Source organism: Rhizobium sp. 268 (assembly GCF_036571585.1).
GTDB lineage: Bacteria > Pseudomonadota > Alphaproteobacteria > Rhizobiales > Rhizobiaceae > Rhizobium > Rhizobium redzepovicii.
The window spans coordinates 91,278-105,845 of sequence record NZ_JAPPSO010000001.1 but is presented as its reverse complement, the minus strand read 5'-3'; the positions used below and the strand labels follow the sequence as shown (position 1 = coordinate 105,845).

General features: G+C 61.3%; 15 protein-coding genes and 1 pseudogene. 6 read left to right on the top strand and 10 right to left on the bottom strand.

Annotated features, from left to right (window positions below):
- Positions 1-230 precede the first annotated feature (230 nt).
- On the bottom strand, positions 231-722 hold the full coding sequence (locus OS035_RS00590; RefSeq protein ID WP_097627764.1) for a MarR family winged helix-turn-helix transcriptional regulator: 492 nt from the start codon (positions 720-722) through the stop codon (positions 231-233).
- Positions 723-808: 86 nt separating this feature from the next.
- Between OS035_RS00590 and OS035_RS00585 the strand changes: the two genes are divergently transcribed.
- The 3 genes from OS035_RS00585 to OS035_RS00575 all read left to right on the top strand — a co-directional run bounded on the left by OS035_RS00585 (position 809) and on the right by OS035_RS00575 (position 2,981).
- Complete coding sequence (locus OS035_RS00585; RefSeq protein ID WP_310803861.1) at positions 809-1,537, top strand: DUF899 domain-containing protein; 729 nt, start codon at positions 809-811, stop codon at positions 1,535-1,537.
- Between the two features lie 143 nt (positions 1,538-1,680).
- Positions 1,681-2,148: a DUF1579 domain-containing protein gene (locus OS035_RS00580; protein WP_331813219.1), complete on the top strand. Its 468-nt coding sequence runs from the start codon at positions 1,681-1,683 to the stop codon at positions 2,146-2,148.
- A 53-nt stretch (positions 2,149-2,201) separates the two neighbouring features.
- Complete coding sequence (locus OS035_RS00575) at positions 2,202-2,981, top strand: VOC family protein (protein WP_097627572.1); 780 nt, start codon at positions 2,202-2,204, stop codon at positions 2,979-2,981.
- A 332-nt stretch (positions 2,982-3,313) separates the two neighbouring features.
- Here OS035_RS00575 and OS035_RS00570 read toward each other — a convergent pair.
- From OS035_RS00570 to OS035_RS00535, 8 genes and pseudogenes are all read right to left on the bottom strand, one after another.
- Positions 3,314-3,817 (bottom strand): annotated as a pseudogene (locus tag OS035_RS00570) (outer membrane protein); the annotation flags it as partial.
- 87 nt (positions 3,818-3,904) lie between these two features.
- Positions 3,905-5,431, bottom strand: coding sequence for an ABC-F family ATP-binding cassette domain-containing protein (locus OS035_RS00565; RefSeq protein WP_097627576.1), 1,527 nt, complete (start codon positions 5,429-5,431; stop codon positions 3,905-3,907).
- A 415-nt stretch (positions 5,432-5,846) separates the two neighbouring features.
- Positions 5,847-6,008 (bottom strand): hypothetical protein, encoded by a 162-nt coding sequence (locus tag OS035_RS00560; RefSeq protein WP_165503949.1) that lies wholly within the window; start codon positions 6,006-6,008, stop codon positions 5,847-5,849.
- Positions 6,005-6,607, bottom strand: coding sequence for a hypothetical protein (locus OS035_RS00555; RefSeq protein ID WP_097627580.1), 603 nt, complete (start codon positions 6,605-6,607; stop codon positions 6,005-6,007). Before OS035_RS00555 ends, OS035_RS00560 begins: the two co-directional genes overlap by 4 nt.
- A 377-nt stretch (positions 6,608-6,984) precedes the next feature.
- On the bottom strand, positions 6,985-8,577 hold the full coding sequence (locus OS035_RS00550; protein WP_331813218.1) for an ABC-F family ATP-binding cassette domain-containing protein: 1,593 nt from the start codon (positions 8,575-8,577) through the stop codon (positions 6,985-6,987).
- A gap of 314 nt (positions 8,578-8,891) precedes the next feature.
- A complete protein-coding gene (locus OS035_RS00545; protein WP_097627584.1) occupies positions 8,892-9,221 on the bottom strand; it encodes a helix-turn-helix domain-containing protein in 330 nt (109 codons plus the stop codon).
- 1 nt (position 9,222) lies between these two features.
- On the bottom strand, positions 9,223-9,570 hold the full coding sequence (locus OS035_RS00540; RefSeq protein ID WP_097627586.1) for a type II toxin-antitoxin system RelE/ParE family toxin: 348 nt from the start codon (positions 9,568-9,570) through the stop codon (positions 9,223-9,225).
- A 139-nt stretch (positions 9,571-9,709) separates the two neighbouring features.
- Positions 9,710-11,275 (bottom strand): helicase HerA-like C-terminal domain-containing protein, encoded by a 1,566-nt coding sequence (locus OS035_RS00535; RefSeq protein ID WP_097627588.1) that lies wholly within the window; start codon positions 11,273-11,275, stop codon positions 9,710-9,712.
- A 222-nt stretch (positions 11,276-11,497) separates the two neighbouring features.
- Here OS035_RS00535 and OS035_RS00530 point away from each other — a divergent pair, with 222 nt between their 5' ends.
- From OS035_RS00530 to OS035_RS00520, 3 genes are all read left to right on the top strand, one after another.
- Positions 11,498-11,890, top strand: a complete 393-nt coding sequence (locus OS035_RS00530; protein WP_003546502.1) for a hypothetical protein — start codon at positions 11,498-11,500, stop codon at positions 11,888-11,890.
- 102 nt (positions 11,891-11,992) lie between these two features.
- On the top strand, positions 11,993-12,448 hold the full coding sequence (locus OS035_RS00525) for an NUDIX hydrolase (RefSeq protein ID WP_131711495.1): 456 nt from the start codon (positions 11,993-11,995) through the stop codon (positions 12,446-12,448).
- Between the two features lie 190 nt (positions 12,449-12,638).
- Positions 12,639-12,962 carry a hypothetical protein gene (locus OS035_RS00520; RefSeq protein WP_018241198.1) on the top strand — a complete coding sequence of 108 codons (324 nt, stop codon included), beginning with the start codon at positions 12,639-12,641 and terminating at the stop codon, positions 12,960-12,962.
- A gap of 15 nt (positions 12,963-12,977) precedes the next feature.
- Here the strand turns inward: OS035_RS00520 and zwf are convergent, their stop codons facing one another.
- A complete protein-coding gene (gene zwf, locus OS035_RS00515) occupies positions 12,978-14,495 on the bottom strand; it encodes a glucose-6-phosphate dehydrogenase (RefSeq protein WP_097627592.1) in 1,518 nt (505 codons plus the stop codon).
- Positions 14,496-14,568 lie beyond the last annotated feature (73 nt).

The following is a 14,568-nucleotide window of genomic DNA, read 5'->3' as shown; positions in this document are numbered from 1 at the left end:
CGGGCGAAGGGGGCAAGCCGGACACTCTCCGATCCCCAGACCTTGCGCGGGGCACGTCCCCTCTCCCCGTCAAAACGGGGGTCCGCAGGACGGGTCGAGACCCGTGGTTCGACCCCGGCAAGGGCTAGGGTGAGGGGCAGCCGTTTGACGCTGATCGAACAGCTGCAAACATACTCGAACAGTGGCGGAGTGACGTTCGGCTCGCCCTATTCGCCGACTACCCGTGCGCCTTAACGTAGTCGGCGCCCGGCCGGCTTCGGCGTCTCATCCGTCATCCCTGACACCGTCTGCAGATCCTGCCGCAGCCGCGCGGAACTTCCATCCGGGAGCTTTTGGTCGAGCGCCGCATGCGTCTCTTTCCAGATCGGCAGCGCTGTTGCTAGCACCGCCTTGCCTTCGCCGGTGAGGGCAAGCAGCCGGCCGCGCCTGTCCTTCGGATTTTCCATCACGCTCACCCAGCCCTTGCGCTGCAGCGGTTTCAGCGCCGCCGTCAGTGTCGTCTGGTCCATGGCAAGCAGGGAGGCGACCGGCCCCATCGGCGGCGGCTCCGGCCGGTTCAGCGACATCATCAGCGAAAACTGCCCGTTGGTCAGCCCCGCGGGCCGCAATGCGTCATCGAACAGGCGAGCGAGTGCCCGCGCCGCTCGCTGCGCATGCAGGCAGAGGCAGGTGTCGCGCACCAGCAGCGTTGTAGAGAAAGGAATTTCAACCGAATTTGACATGGCCATTTTATATTGATATCAATCTTTCTAGTCAAGGAGAAGGAGAGGGGCCGGCTCGCCGGCAGCGCCGGAGGAGGGCGCATCCAATGCAGAACGAAGTTGTTTCCCGCGAGCTATGGCTCGAGGCCCGCCGTGCCCTGCTCTTGAAGGAAAAGGAGGCGACGAAGCTGCGCGACAGCATCAACGCCGAGCGGTTGGCGCTGCCCTGGGTGAAGGTCGATAAAGATTACGTTTTCGACACGCCCGAGGGAAAGAAGTCGCTCGCCGAACTCTTCGATGGCCGCAGCCAGCTTTTGATCTATCATTTCATGCTCGGCCCGGATTGGGATGCCGGCTGCCCCGGCTGCTCCTTCCTGTCCGATCATATCGATGGCGCCCTGCCGCATCTGAACCATCACGACGTCACCTGGGTCGCCGTCTCGCGCGCGCCGCTCGACAAGATCGCCGCCTACAAAAGCCGCATGGGCTGGAAATTCCCCTGGGTCTCTTCCTTCGGCAGCGATTTCAATTTCGATTATCACGTCTCTTTCAGCCCGGAGGACCTTGCCAAAGACAAGGTCTTTTACAATTTCACTCCCATGCAGCCGGCTGACGCCAATGACGAACTGCCGGGTCTGAGCGCTTTCTACCGAAACGACAAGGGCGAGGTCTTCCACACCTATTCGAGCTACGCCCGCGGGCCCGAGGAACTGATCGGCACCCTGATGATCCTCGACCGCGCCCCGAAAGGCCGCAACGAGGACAGCACGATGAATTTCGTGCGCCGTCACGACGAATATGAGGAGGCCCCCAAGGCGCCATCCTGCTGTCACTGAGCCAAAGCATGATGCCGAAAACTGTCAGCGGTTTTCGGCATCATGCCCTGGCTGGCCAGCGCAAATTCGAGCAGACGTCACAAAGCGACCTCCTGGGAGTTGCGCCGATAAAGGCATTGGCCAACATCACGCAAGGGAGAAGGATGATGAAGACCGCAGAAGTGCTGAAGGAACATTCCTTCCTGGAGAGACTGGTGGGCGACTGGACCGTCACCGCACCCGAAATGTCCGGCGGCGAGCTCTGGACGGAGACCGTCCGCTCGCTGCACGGCATCTGGTTCGTCGCCGAGGGCACCGGCCGCATGCCGGATGGCAAACAGGCCACCAGCATCCTGACGCTCGGCTATAACGCCGCAAAGGCCAAGTATGTCGGCAGCTGGATCGGCAGCATGATGGACTTCATGTGGATCTACGAAGGCGAGCTCGACGCTTCGGGCAATGTGCTTGACCTCTATACGACAGGGCCTGACTTCAACGGCGAAGGTCTTGCCGATTACCGCGAGCGGATCACTTTCGTCGACGCCGATCACCGCACCTTCATCTCCAGCGCCAGGCAGCCGGACGGCGCCTGGAAACAGTTCATGGAAGCGCATTACGCCCGGCAGATCTGACAATCACGGCGCTCGAACCTTGAAAAAAGGGGCGCCTCTAAAGGGAGAGTACGATGTCTGAGACGCATGGAAAGTTCATCTGGTGCGAGTTGATGACCCCCGACACATCGGCTGCCGCGAAATTCTACAGCTCGGTCGTCGGCTGGACCACCTCCGAGATGAAGGTGGAGGGCATGCCGACCTATACGATCTTCGAGGCGAACGGCATCGGTGTCGCCGGCCTGATGGAATTTCCAGCCGAACTTGAGGGTAAGGGCATTCCGCCGAACTGGACGGGTTATGTCGATGTCGACGACGTCGATCAGTCGGCCAAGGATTTCGTCGCCAATGGCGGATCGGTCCGTCGTCCGCCGGACGATATCCCGGGTATCGGCCGCTTCGCCGTTGTCGCCGATCCGCATGGCGCGGTGCTCTGCATCATGACGCCGGCGCCGATGGACAAAACCTGGCCGGAACTGGCCCCCGATGCGCCTGGCAATATCGGCTGGCACGAACTCTATGCCGGCAACGGCAAAGACGCCGTCGCCTTCTATTCCAAGCTGTTCGGCTGGACCAAGGACAGCGAAATGGACATGGGCCCGATGGGCGTCTACTACCTCTTCGCCCGTAACGGCAAGCAGATCGGTGGCATGATGACCAAGCCGGAAAACATCCCGATGCCGTTCTGGAGCTATTATTTCATCGTGCCGGCGCTTGATGCCGCGATCGAACGCGTCAACTCCGGCGGCGGCAAGGTCGTCCACGGTCCCATGGAAGTCCCCGGCGGCAGCTGGATCATCCAGGCCACCGACCCGCAGGGTGCCTTCTTCTGCCTGGTGGCGCCGAAGCGGTAGGTTTTGGCCCCTTTAGCGTCGTGCCGTGAGCCCCCCTCATCTGGCTGCTGCCACCTTCTCCCCAAACGGGAGAAGGTGCTCGTAGGGCGGATGAGGGGCCACCCGTCACACCCTTTGCGGCAGCCGGACTGACAACCGCCCGCCACTCTTCCCCTCAGAACTTGTAGCTGCTCCCGAAGAGAACCTTGTCCTGCGTGGCGCCGACATCGCCGATGGCGGAGCCGAAGTCCTTGTTGCCGAAATCGGAATGGCGATACTCGCCGCGCACCAAGGATATGGTCGGTGACCGCGTGTTCGATGCCGCCGCCGGCCGTCCAGCCGATCAGGATGCCGTCCTTCTTTCCGGCGGTGGGAATGTCGACCTTGCCACCGCCGGCCGCCACACCCGCCGTTGCGAAGAACAGGGTTCGATCCAAGGCGTAACCAACCCGCGCCCGGCCGGATGCATCCCATTCGAGGTTGGCATCGTCGTTTTTCTCGAAGTTGTAGTTGATGTCGTTCTCGATGCCGTAGACGATATTTCCGGATTGGAAATTATAGCCGGCATGCAGCCCTGCCGTGCCGCCGTCGATATTCTCATCCGAGCCGAGGATCTTCGTCTGGCTCCAGGAATATCCGCCCTGGCCGCCGAGATAGAAGCCCGACCAATCATAGGCCACAGATATCTGCTCGGCGGCGGGAGCAGGTGTCTCGTAAGTGAGGTCGGCGGCAACGGCCGGAACGGCGGCCGAAAGCGCCAGCGGCGCAGGCGATAAATCTGATATGCATGAAGATGCCTCGTGTTCATTGGGAGCAAAAAGAGGGCAGTGGCGACACCGCCCGACTCTCAGGAACATGCCCCGCCCCGATGTTGCGGAGTGTCTTTTAACGTTGAGATTTGTTGCGGGCCGATCGCGGCGGAGGGGGCGGCGGCGCCGCCCCCATCACCGATCTGATCCCACCGAAGCGAAAAACCTTTCCGGGCTCTCCGCTTCCACCAACTTGTTCTTTTCGATCAGCCAGAACCGGTTTCCCACCGCCCGCACGAAACTGCGGTCGTGCGAGACCAGCAGGCAGCTCGCCTCCTGCGCCATCAACTCGCTCTCCAGCGCTTCCTGTCCCTCAATGTCGAGGTGGTTGGTCGGCTCGTCGAGCAGGTAAAAATTCGGCTCGGTCAGCCTGAGCACCAGCATGCCGAGCCGCGCCTTCTGGCCGCCGGAAAGCTGGCCGATCGGTTTTGCCTGCATGTCGATCGTCAAGCCGGCGCCTGCCAGCAAGGCCCGCGCCCGCTGGTCGCCGACATCGAAGCGGCGGATGATCGTGCCGATCGGCGTATCGCTGTCGGCAAGATCGGCAAGCGCTTGGTCGCCGTAGCCGAGCACGAGCGAGGGCGTCGCCTTGATGCTGTCGCGCGCTGTCTCCGGTCTTTCGATCGCCTGTTTCAGCATCGACACCAGCCGCGACTTGCCGGCGCCGTTGAGGCCGAGCAGCACGATGCGGTCGCCCTGGCAGATGAACTGCCGGCCGGTCTTGAACAGCGGCGTTCCATCGGGCGTCGTCACCACCGCATCCTCCAACGTCACCAGCACCTTGGCATGGGTGCCGCGGTTGGCGAGCCGGATCGCCCCGGCCGAGCGCTCCAGATGCGCCGGTTTTGCCGCGTCCTCCAGCTTCTCCGCCCGTTGCCTGAGCTGCTTCGTCTTGACGACGAGCAGGTCGCTGCCGGAATTGATGCCGATATTGTTGAGCTTCGCCGCCTGCTTGCGCAATTGCTCCGCCACCTTCATGTCGCGCTCGTAGCGCCGGGCTTCGGAAGCGTCGGCCTCGTCGAGCGCGGCGCGCGCCCTGGTATAGGGCAGGGAGAAGACCGGCGATTGCTCCGGCCGCAGGAACAGCGTCCGGTTGGTCGTCGCATCGAGGAAGGCGCGATCGTGGCTGGACAGGATAACCGGCACGTCGCGCGGCAGCGCGTTCAGCCAGCTCTCCACTTGCCCGATCTTTTCGAGGTCAAGATGGTTGGTCGGCTCGTCGAGCAGAAGCACGTCGGGCTCGCTCACCCAGGTGCGGGCAAGCATGGCAAGCCGCTGCCATCCGCCGCTCAATTGCTTCAGCGGCCGGCTCCGCATGGCCTCCGGCACGTCGAGCGATTCCAGCACGACGTCGACCCGCCAGCTCTCGCTTTCGGCCTGATCGGCCGGCAGCGCCTGCAGCACCGCATCGTAAAACACCGTGTCGAAAAGGGCAGGCGGCACATTCTGCGCGACATGCCCGACGGTCAGCCCGCGCGCCTTGGTGATCTCGCCCTCGCTCGGCTCCAGCGCACCGGTGATGCAGGCAAGCAGCGTCGATTTCCCCCGCCCGTTGGCGGCGACGAGGCCGATGCGGTCGGCTGAATTGACGACAAGATTGAGTTTCGAAAATAAAGGATTGCCCAGCGTCACGCCGAGATTGCGGATATTGATGAGGGTCATGATCGTTCTCTGGTCTGACCGGGTGTCGACGCGATCCGGGGCGTTCAGCCATCACGGGATTGCGCCTATCGGGCCCGGGAAAATGACAGGAATGGGCGCGGTATTTCGCACGGCGCCGCATTGGCCACGAGGGCAGACCAGGAAGAGATGTCGAGAAACGGTCTCTGGTCAGCCCTGCAAACGCATTTGCAGGGCGTTGACGGGACCACGCTGGCGATGATGCCGGAAATAATATTGCATAGCGTGATCCTCCTTTCTCGAACGGGTTTCAGGATTGAAATACCATTGCCTGTACTAGGAGGCAAGGGAGGCGCCGTTGCCCGGCGCCCAAGAGAGCCTCATCCTGAGGTGCCCCGCAGGGGCCTCGAAGGGCGAGGCAGGTGCGTTGGTGGTTGATGGATGCAAGGAGCATCCATCAATCAACCCGCCGCACACCGCCAGCCAATTCCAGCCGCCCCTCTATACCGATGCTCTCGAGAAACGTCTCGTCATGGCTGACGACGATGAGCGCCTCGTCATAAGCACGCAGCCCGGCCTCGACCGCTGATATCGAGTCGATGCGCCGTTCAGAACTCATTGGCGGCAAAGGTTGCCTATTTCTCCAACCTTTTGCTGCAGGTCCGCGAGGTCTTTGGCAGCCAGTTCAGTGCCCAATTGTTTGTACGTCGTGATGTCGGCCATCTTCTCGGTGAAACAGGTGCAATAGGTTTGGATTTGCTGCTGGGTAATAGCTTGGTTGAGTGAGGCCTGCTTTCGAACGCAAGCAAACTGGGTGTCGGCTATGAATGATTTTCGAGCTTCGCCACCGATTGCTTCGTCGCGAGAGAACACAAACTCTCCGTAGGCAAGAAGGCCGACGAAAATTGTGACAAAGAGCGCCGCAAACGTGATTGCTCCCCGAATGGCACTTGCGTTCGACTTAGCTTGACCCCTTCTGAAAACGTTTCGTATGGCTGCAATCACCACAAATAATAGTGGTGCGGCGAGAACCTGCCCACCTAAAGCGCTAATCGTTTCCGCACTCCGAGTGTGGGCGTAGTTTGCTAGTTCAAAGCCTCGACCGTTCGCGACCTGAAGCAACAAGATGGCAGCGCTAACGCTAATGCCAATATTGGCGCTTCTCCAGAGGCTCCACTTTTGGGCTGCACGATGCCCGATCGCCTCTTCCATAGTCATGCCCTTCTCCTCCAAGCCGCCGCGGTGGTTATCAATAGGTTGAATGCGTTATATCTTGCAAGTATGGCATCGCTTTCGAACTAGCGACCTCAAGCCTTTTCACGGCGAAACGGGCTAGTGGAGCAATCGAGATTGAGCGAAGACTTAATGGCAGGCCGAAAGGCAAATACACCGGGGCCTTTCTCGAAAGGGTTGCAGGATGGAAATACCGTTGCCGGAAAAATGAGGCAAGGGAGGCGGCGTCAGAGGGATGCAGGAAGCAATGTTGCGGCGTGCTTCGAGGCTACGCCCTCTCGGGCTTCGGTTGAGCCGCGCTCTTATAGGCAGTTAGGGAATGGTAGGTGCCGGTGGTGGAGGGCGCTGCTGCACTCCTGAAATCACCCACCCGCATCGCCCGGCAATTCCAGCCGCCGCCTGATGCCGATATTTTCGAGAAACGTCTCGTCGTGGCTGACGACGATGAGCGCTCCGTCATAGGCGCTGAGACCCGCCTCGACCGCTGATATCGAATCGATGTCGAGATGGTTGGTCGGCTCGTCGAGAATCAGGAGCGGCGGCGGCGCGGAGCCGAGGGTGCAGGCAAGGCCGGCGCGCAGCAATTGCCCGCCGCTCAGCGTCGAGACGGTCTGCAGCGCCGCATCGGCCCGGAACATGAAACGGGCAAGCGCGGCGCGGCAGGTGTTTTCATCGGAAGGCGGATTGATCCGGCGAAAATTATCGCGGATTGAGGCCGACGGATCGAGAAGGCTGACCTTCTGGTCGAGCATTGCAAAGCCGGTCATCATGGCGATTGTGCCGGCCCAGGGTTTCAACGCGCCGGTTACAAGCGCCAGCAGCGTCGTCTTGCCCGCGCCGTTGCGGCCGGTGACGGCAATGCGCTCCGGTCCCGTCACGTCGAAGGAGAGATTTTCGATGACGGCATCGCCCGGCCGATAGCCCACGGTGACGCCCTCCATTTTCAGCACGGCTTTGCCGGCAGAAAGCCCGGTCGGCGGCAGGCGCACCGACAAGGGCTGCAGGATCTCGATTTTTTCGCGCGCGGTCTTTGCTTCGTCCAGTGCCTGGGCGCGCCGGCGTTCGGCCAACCGGGCATTGTCGCCGCCCGTCGTTTCGCTGCGCTCCTTCATGCCGCCGAGCATGATGCGCGGGATGCCGCCCTTGGCCGCCATCTTCCGCCCGGCGCTGTCCCTGTGCGCCTGACGCTCCACCGTCGCCTGTGCCTTCCTGGCGACCTCGGCCATACGCTTATCGGCATCGGCAAGATCGTGCTCTGCCGCCGCAAGCTCAAGCGCCTTGCGCTGGCGATAATGGCTCCAATTGCCGCCATAACGCGTCCCGCCGAGCGACGTCAGTTCGACGATCGCATCCATGTTTTCGAGCAGTTCCCGGTCATGGCTGATGATGATCGCGCCGGCTCGCCAGCCCGATATCAGCGCGATCACTGCCTCGCGGCCATCGCGGTCGAGATTGTTGGTGGGTTCGTCGAGCAGCAGAAAATCCGGTTCGTTGAAAACAAGCGCGGCAAGCCCGGCCCGGGTGCGCTGCCCGCCGGAAAGTTCGGCCAGCCGTGTCTGCGGCAGTGCGTCGAGCCTCGTCCGGCTGAGTGCTGTTGTGATCCGCGCCGGCAGCATCCAGTCCGCCGATGCAAGCTCGTCCGCCGTCGCCTCGCCGGCTTCGGCGCGCTGGAGAACCGCAAGCGGCCCGGCGACTCCGAAGAGATCGGCAATGGTTTCGTGAGATGCCACCTGCACATTCTGGCGCAGGATGCCGAGGCTGCCGCCGACCGATACTGTTCCCGAATGCGGCTTGGCGTCACCGGAGACGAGCTTCAGCAGCGTCGTCTTGCCGACGCCGTTGCGCCCGACCAGACCGATACGCTCCGCCCCGAAACTTAAGTCGAAATCGGAAAAAAGCGGCCGCCCGTCAGGCGTGGCCCATGAAATTTTGGAGAGAGTGATAGATGCAGGCATGGATATGGATTTCCCCGTTGGCAAGGCGAACTGGCATTGCGATCGGGTTGAAATCCATTGCGGCACACATCCTGTTGAAATGGTCGATGGCGGGTAATTTAGGGGATGACGGCTTGCGGTTCAAGGCGGGGAACGATCTGTGCTAACGTTTCGCGCCCTCAATACCCCGCGCACCAAAGGCAGGGCTGCCGCAATCCGAGTGCTTTGCAGCTAAAGCATATCGCGCAAAAGCGTGCAGCGGTTTTGTGGCAACGACATGCGTAAAAACAAAGAGCTAAAACGCGTAGCATCAATCAAATTTGACGCGACGCGCCTTAGACGATCTGCTTCACATAAATTTCCGGATCAAAGTCAACGCGCCTTGCTTTCCCGTCGGGTGTTTTCAAAACAAGCTCGACTCCGCCTCCGAGAGAATGCATGTACCGCACGACGGACGACAGTAGGACATCGTCGGCGCTTTCGATTTTCGAAACAGTGTTCTGCGTCATGGCGGCACGCGCAGCGACATCCTGCTGCGTTGCCTGCATCGCCTTGCGCACTTCCGCCAAGGCCTTGCCCAGACGGCGCTCCTGACGTTTCATGTCGAGCCGAGTGCGAACATCTTCTGGAAGTTCGGCGCGTAACGTCTTCCACTCAGCGCTCATTTTAACTCTCCTTCAGCCATGCAGCGAACCGGGCGTCAGCCTTGTTGATCAGTTGTTTGTAAAAGAGCATTTCATTTATCCCTTGCTTGTCCCCTCCACAAAGGACAATGGCTCTTTGGGCAGGGTCGAAGGCGAATGCAAAACGCCAGACCTGTCTTCCAAACCTGACTCTGATCTCCTTCATATTTGCATAATCGGAACCGGAAAGCGTATCGACCTCAGGACGACCTAGGAAGGGACCATCGTCTTCGAGGTGGTCCAACACTTCGCCAACCAGTTCCTTCAACCCCATCTCCAGCTGCTTCCATTCGGGGACGAAATCAGGATGGAACTGCACCTTATAGATCATTGGCCGCCCTAAAAAATATATACTAAAAGATATAAAATCAAGGCCAGATTTAGTTACGAGCTTGCGCCCTGCTCAAGAGCCCCGAGCAGGGTCGCGCCGCAGCTCTCGATCCCTCCTTCGTATCCCCAGGGAGGCAAGCCTACCGCTTCAGGCTCCCCAATATCCCGCGCACCAGCGCCCGGCCGACCTGGGTCGCCACTGTGCGGGCGACGCTCTTCATCGCCGCTTCCACCACCGTTTCGCGTTGGTAGCCGGAAGACCGGCCGCCTGATTGGCCGCGGCCCTGCTGGTTGTCGTCATTGCCGCCGCCGAAGCCCGGCAGGTTCCAGCCGGAGGTCGTGCCGCCCTGTTGCTGAGGCGCTTCTTCCTGGGCTCGCTTGGCGGCTTCGGCATCGGCCGCCTTCTTCGCCCGTGCGGCCAGCAGTTCGAAGGCGGATTCGCGGTCGATATCCTCGTCATAGATGCCGAGAACCGGGCTCCTGTCCATGATCTGCCGGCGCTCGTCATCCGTCACCGGGCCGACGCGGCCGGATGGCGGGCGGATCAGCGTGCGCTCGACGATCGAAGGCGCGCCTTTGGCCTCCAGCGTCGAGACCAATGCCTCGCCGGTGCCGAGATTGGTGATGACCGTGGCGCAATCGAAGGCCGGATTCGCACGGAATGTATCGGCCGCCGTCCTCACCGCCTTCTGTTCACGCGGCGAATAGGCGCGAAGCGCATGCTGTGCCCGGTTGCCGAGCTGGGCGAGCACCGTTTCCGGCACGTCGAGCGGGTTCTGAGTCACGAAATAAACACCGACGCCCTTGGAGCGGATCAGCCGCACCACCTGCTCGACGCGTTCGGTCAGCACCTTTGGCGCATCGTTGAAGAGCAGGTGCGCCTCGTCGAAGAAGAAGACGAGCTTCGGCTTGTCGGGGTCGCCCACCTCGGGCAGTTCCTCGAACAGCTCGGAGAGCAGCCAGAGCAGGAAAGTGGCGTAAAGCCGCGGGTTCATCATCAGCTTGTCGGCGGCAAGCACCGAGATCTGGCCGTAGCCGTTATTGCTGGTGCGCATGATGTCGGAAATCTTCAGCGCCGGCTCGCCGAAGAAATGTTCCGCACCCTGCTGTTCGAGAACGAGCAGCGCCCGCTGGATCGAGCCGACCGAGGCTTTGGAGATCAGCCCGTACTGATTGGAAAGCTCGCTGGCGTTCTCGCCCATATAGTTTAAGAGCGAGCTGAAATCCTTGAGGTCGAGCAGCGGCAGCCCGCCCTGGTCGGCGATCTTGAAGGCGATGTTGATGACGCCTTCCTGCGGTTCGGAGGCATCCATCAGTCGGGCAAGCAGCAGCGGTCCCATCTCGGCGATGGTGGTGCGCACCCGGTGGCCCTTCTCGCCGAACAGATCCCAGAAGATCACCGGAAACTGGTCGAATTCGTAATCGGTGAAGCCGATCTGCTCGGCGCGCTTCGTCAGGAAATCCCTGGGCTCGCCCTTGGCGGCGATGCCGGAAAGGTCGCCCTTGATATCGGCCGCAAACACCGGAACGCCGGCGCGGGAGAAACCTTCGGCCAGCACCTGCAGCGTCACCGTCTTGCCGGTGCCGGTAGCACCGGTGACGAGGCCGTGGCGATTGCCGAATTTCAGGTCGAGATATTCCGGCTTGTTGATGCTGTCATCGGGATTGCGGCTCGCGCCGATGAAAATCTTGCCTTCCTCGATCATTCGGAATGCTCCCTTGGGGCTCTGCCGCCATTTATGAGAAGGCTTGCTTCCGCTGCCTTCATCGAACCATCGTTTCCCTGTTATAAGCAGGCAGGCGCATGCGGACAACTGTTTGCATTGAAAGCAAAACTGGACAAAGTGCCGCCCGGGGAGGGCCGGCTTGAGTTGCTGTGGAATTTCGAATAACGTTGACGTTAACGTCAAAAAAACAGGAGGCTGACGATGAATGAAATTGTGACCCAGATCGCCGATCGTGTGGGTATTGCGCCAGATTTGGCCGAAAAGGCGCTCGGCATGATGCTCGGCTTCCTGCAGCGCGAGGCCGCCGATGGCCCGGTTGCCAAGATGATCGAAGCGATCCCCGGTGGCGCCGATCTCGTCGCCCAGTTCAACGGCGCAGGTGCCGGCGGCGGCGGTCTGCTCGGCGGGCTGATGAGCTCGCTCGGCGGCGGCGGCATCATGGGGCTCGGCCAGCAGCTGATGGGCGAAGGCCTCGGCATGGGCGAAATCACCTCGCTTGCCAAGGAAACCATCGCGATCGCCAAGCAATATGCTGGCGAGGAAGTCGTCGACGAGGTCGTCGCTTCCGTCCCGGGTCTCAGCCAGTTCGTCTGAGACGAGAGATCAGGAGCCCCGCATTTTGCGGGGCTCATTGTTCTCGCTTCGGAAGCACCGGAGTGAAGAGCATGCGCTGTCCCTTGAATGGAAGGAGAGCCCATGACCATCTGGCGCCCATCGCAGCAGATCAGGGTGAAGGTGATCGGCCTCGCCTGGCGGAAAGACCAACTGCTCGCCGCCGAAGTGGAGGATGACAGGGGTCGCATCAAGGGCGTTCGCCCGCTAGGCGGCGCCATTGAATTCGGCGAAAGCCGCGAAGAGGCCCTGCAGCGCGAATTCCAGGAGGAACTCGAGACCGATATTCGCATCGTCGGCCCCTGGCATCTGCTTGAAAACATCTACGAACATCACGGCGCGACCGGTCACGAATACATCTTTGCTGCCGATATCGAGCTGGCCGATGCGTCGCTCTATGAGCGTGATGAAATCCACTATTCCGAACTCGACGAGACGGCGGCGACGGCGCGCTGGTTCGGCCGCGACAGGCTGCGCGACGCCGGCATCGATCTCTATCCGACAGGTCTCGACAAACTCCTGGCGCGCTGGCGCGATTGAGCCTGATATCACCCTGCTTTGATGTGGCTTCGGCCGATCGCCAAACTTTGATCGTCTGCGGCCCGCTTCCGGGGGAACAATGAGCTGGCATCGCCTGTTGCTAGAGGAATTCCAGCAAAAGTGTGCAGCGGTTTTGCGTCCGGAATTGCGTGAAACAAAAACGATCGCTGAAACCAGAAGGAATAGCATCATGCGCAGGTTTATTGCAGCAACTTCGATCGCTCTCCTCAGCCTCTCCGCCCCGGTTCTTGCCCAGTCGAACATGGGCATGGATGCCAGCGGCCGGATCGACGGCACGCCGCCACTCGGCACCGCGCCGGGAGTTGAAACGCAAAGCGGGCTGATAATCCCGCTCGACTCGATCGAAACCGGCAGCATCGACAACGAGCCTCTAAGCGGTCCGGTCGACTGGGCGCGCTGCCCGCCGCGCAAGGCACGCGGAGCGCTTGCCACCGAGGGCGGCAAGAGCGGCGCCTCGGTCAGCGCCGCATGCCGTGATAACGGAAACCAGTAACACCAGGGGAGGGCGCTATTTGCCGTTCTTCTTGTCGTGATGCAGGATGACGCCGAGTTCATGCCACTGCCGCCTGTCGCGCTGGATCAGTTCGTCGGCTGAGGCCGGTCCCATGCTGCCCGGAGCGTAAGCGTCAGGCACACTCTGATCCCCAGCCCAGATGTCGAGGAAGGGCTGCACCGCCGCCCAGCCGGCCTCGATGCCGTCGGCGCGCTGGAACAGCGTCTGGTCGCCGATAAAGAGATCGTAGAGCAGCGATTCATAGCCGGTCGTCTTGGCGATATCGAATTTGTCGGCATAGCGGAAATCGAGCGAGACCGGCACGGTATCGACGGAAAGCCCAGGCGATTTGATCGAGATTTCCATGCTCATGCCCTCGTCCGGCTGCACCTGGATCACCAGCCGGTTCGGCGGCAGGCGGCTCTTGACATCCGTCTCGCGAAACTGTGCGAAGGGCACCGGCTGGAAGGTGATGACGATCTCGGTGTCGCGCGCCGTCAGCGCCTTGCCAGTTCTGAGATAGAAGGGCACGCCGGCCCAGCGCCAGGTATCGGCATAGAGCTTCAGCGCCACGAAAGTCTCAGTCCTGCTGTCGGGCGAAACGTCCTTGGTGTCGCGATAGGCGGGAAGCTGAGCCCCATTGAGCGGGCCTGCGCCATAGGCGCCGCGCACGCCGTGCGTCTTGGCCTCATCAGGCGTATAGATGCGCAACGCCTTCAGCACCTTGCTCTTCTCGTTGCGGATTGCCTCGGCATCGAAGCTGTTCGGCGGCTCCATGGCGATCATCGCCAGCAACTGGAAAAGATGGTTCGGCACCATGTCGCGCAGCGCACCTGTCGCATCGTAGAATTTGCCGCGGCTGCCGACATCGACGATCTCGGCGGCGGTGATCTGCACATGGTCGATGTAGCGGCTGTTCCACAAGGACTCGATCATCATGTTGGCGAAACGCGCCGTCATCAGGTTCTGCACCGTCTCCTTGCCGAGGAAATGGTCGAGCCGGTAGACTTGGCTTTCCCCGACCTGGGCGAGAATCTGCGCATTGAGCGCCTGCGCCGAGGCGAGATCGGTGCCGAACGGTTTTTCGATCGCGACACGGCGGAAGACGCCATCGCTTTCATCGGTCAGCCCATGGGCGGCGAGCTTCTCGACGATCGTCCCGAAGAAGGATGGCGGCACCGCGAGATAGAAGGCGGCATTGGCATTCGGCCCCAGCCGCTTGCCGATCTCGATGAAAATATCGTCCTTGGTGAAATCGCCTGACGTATAGGAAATACGCCGGCGCAGGCTTTCCCAGGCTTCGTCCTTTTGCGTCTGCTCCTCGCCGCTCAGATGGCTGAGGAAGTCGTCGAGCCGCCCGCGCAGGAATTCATCGTCACCCGGCTCGATGCCGATGCCGAGAATGTGGAGATCCTCGCCGACGAGGCGGCCGCGCGTCAGATTGATGATCGCCGGTACCAGCAGCCGGCGCGTCAGGTCTCCCGTGGCGCCGAAGATGACGAGGGTGACCGGCGGGGTAGGGGTAGCGTCCATGATGTCATCTCCGAGTTTTTCCGGCCGACTATAATGCGCGCCGGTTTGGCCGCAACATATGAGGGCGGGGGAT